The sequence below is a fragment of the Streptomyces capoamus genome, from assembly GCF_014654935.1.
GTDB classification, from domain to species: domain Bacteria; phylum Actinomycetota; class Actinomycetes; order Streptomycetales; family Streptomycetaceae; genus Streptomyces; species Streptomyces capoamus.
In genome coordinates this window covers 3,890-6,565 of record NZ_BNBF01000054.1, presented here as the reverse complement: position 1 = coordinate 6,565, position 2,676 = coordinate 3,890, and the positions used below count along the sequence as shown (strand labels likewise).

The following is a 2,676-nucleotide window of genomic DNA, read 5'->3' as shown; positions in this document are numbered from 1 at the left end:
CTGTACGGCACCGGCGAGCAGTACAACTACTTCCGCCAGGCGTGGGGGCCGGGCTGGGTGCTGGTCGGGGACGCGCTGCACCACAAGGACTCCATCGCGGCCCGCGGCATCACCGACGCGTTCATCCAGTCCCAGCTGCTCGCCGACCGCGTCGGCGAGGACCTGCGGGACCCGGCGGCCCTGGACGCCGCACTGCGCCGGTACGCCCGCGACGTGGACGACAAGTTCACCGACTTCTTCCGCAGCACGCTCAACGTGGCCGAACTGCAGGTGCCGGAGAGCAGGCTGTCGCTGCTGCGGGCCATCTCCGGGAACCAGGCGCTGACCGACCGCTATTTCGCGACCCTGTCCGGCGCCTGCTCCATCGACGACTTCTACAACGCGGAACTGCTGGAAACGCTCGCGAACGTCTGACCGGCGAGACGCGCCGCCCCGTGCCCGCGGCCGAAACCTAGGAGTAATGGCGAAATGATCCCGTTGTCGTTTGCGCAGCGCCGGCTGTGGTTCCTGTACAAGCTCGAGGGACCGTCGGCGACCTACAACGTGCCGTTCGTGCTGCGCCTGACCGGAGACCTCGACACCGCGGCCCTGGAGGCGGCGGTACGGGACGTGGTGGCCCGGCACGAGAGCCTGCGCACGCTGTGCTTCGAGGACGAGCACGGACGGGCGTACCAGCGGGTGCTCTCCCCGGCCGGCGCCGACCTGTCCGTCCCGGTCCTCGACGTGCCCGCCGAGGACGTCCCCGACACCGTGGCGCGGTGCGTGACGCACGGCTTCGACCTGGGGGCCGAGATCCCGGTGCGTGTCTCCCTGCTGCGCTGCGGCCCCCGGGAGCACGTGCTGGTGATGGTCACCCACCACATCGCATGCGACGGCGAGTCCGCGGCACCGTTCGCCCGCGACCTGATCGCCGCCTACTCGGCCCGGCGCGAGGGGCACGCCCCCCGGCTGCCGGAGCTGCCGGTCCAGTACCGCGACTACACCCTGTGGCAGCAGGACCTGCTCGGTGACGAGGACGACCCCGACAGCGTCGCCGCCCGGCAGCTCGCCCACTGGAAGCAGGAACTGGCGGGAGTGCCGCAGCCCCTGCCGCTGCCCACCGACCGGCCACGCCCCGCCGTGCCCACCCATCGCGGCGGACTGGTCCTGTTCGACATCGACGCCGAACTCCTGGACCGCGTCGAGAAGATGGCCGCCGACCGCGGCGCCACCCTCTCGATGACCATGCAGGCCACCCTCGCCGTGCTGCTGCACCAGCTCGGCTGCGGTGAGGACCTGACCATCGGCGCCCCGATCGCCGGCCGTACCGACGCCGCGCTCACCGACCTCGTCGGGTTCTTCGCGAACACCTGGGTGGCCCGCCTGGACCTGTCCGGGAACCCCACCTTCGCGCAGCTCCTGGAGCAGTCCCGCACCAAGGCGCTCGCCGCCTACGACAACCAGGACGTGCCCTTCGAACGGCTCGTGGAACTGCTCAACCCCGAGCGGTCCGTGTCCTACCACCCGTTGTTCCAGGTGATGTGCGCCTGGCAGATCCCGTGGCCCGAGCTGGACCTGCCGGGACTGAAGGTCGCCTTCGAACCGACCGGTACCGGCACCGCCAAGTTCGACCTGTTCTTCAACATGGTTCCCGACCGGTCCGGGGCCGCCACGGTCCGGCTGGAGTACGCCACCGACCTGTTCGACCGCGAGACGGTCGAGGCGCTCGGCGCCCGCTTCGTACGGGTGCTGCGCCGCGTGGCCGACGACCCCGAGGCGCGGGTGGCCTCCGTCGACGTCCTCGACCCGGCCGAGCGGGAGCGGCTGTTCGGTGCGCTGCCCGGGGCGGACGCGGCGCGGCGGGATCCCGGCGCGACCGTGCCCGCGCTGTTCGCGCGCCAGGCCGCCGCCACCCCGGACGCCGTGGCCGTGGTGTGCGACGAGGTGTCCCTGACCTACCGGGAGCTGGACGCCCGCTCCGACCGGATGGCGGCGCGGCTGGTCCGCCGGGGCGCCGGACCGGAGTCCGTCGTGGCCCTGGCCCTGCCCCGCACGGCCGAGCTGGTCGTCGCGCTGCTCGCGGTGCTGAAGTCGGGCGCCGCGTACCTGCCGGCCGATCCCCGGTACCCGAGCGCGCGCCTGGAGTTCACCCTCGCCGACGCCCGCCCCCGGCTGGTGCTGACCGACCGGGCCACCGCCGCCGGGCTGCCGCTCGGCGAGCTGCCCGTGGCGCTGCTGGAGGAACTGACGGCACCGCAGGACGCGCAGGAGCCGGGGGGTCCGGCGGACGGTGACGGCGGCGGCGAGTTCCGCGCGCCCCGGCTGCTGCCCGACCACCCCGCGTACGTGATGTACACCTCGGGGTCCACCGGCGTGCCCAAGGGTGCGGTCGTCCCGCACCGCACGGTCGTCGACGACGTGACCGCACTGGTCGCCCGCCTCGGTGTCGAGCCCGGCTGGCGGATGCCGGCCGGGACCTCCGTCAACTTCGACGTCTCCGCCTTCGAGATCTTCGCCACCCTGCTGAGCGGCGGCAGCGTCGAGATCGTCCGGGACGCCCTGGTGCTCGGCGAGCGGCCCGGCGGACCGCGCGGCAACGTCCTCAGCACCGTCCCCGCGGTACTGGCCGAGCTCGCCGACGGCCTCGCCGCGCACGCCGACGGCATCGACGCCGTCGTCCTCGGCGGCGAGGCGCTG

Annotated in this window: 2 protein-coding genes; both read left to right on the top strand. The window is 73.2% G+C overall.

What is annotated here, in order from left to right; all coding sequences use genetic code 11:
* A partial coding sequence (locus IE312_RS43635; protein ID WP_368860043.1) for an NAD(P)/FAD-dependent oxidoreductase occupies nt 1-414 on the top strand: 414 nt, incomplete at its 5' end.
* A gap of 54 nt (nt 415-468) precedes the next feature.
* Nucleotides 469-2,676: condensation domain-containing protein (locus IE312_RS43630; protein WP_229900929.1), on the top strand; the 2,208-nt coding region annotated here is incomplete at its 3' end.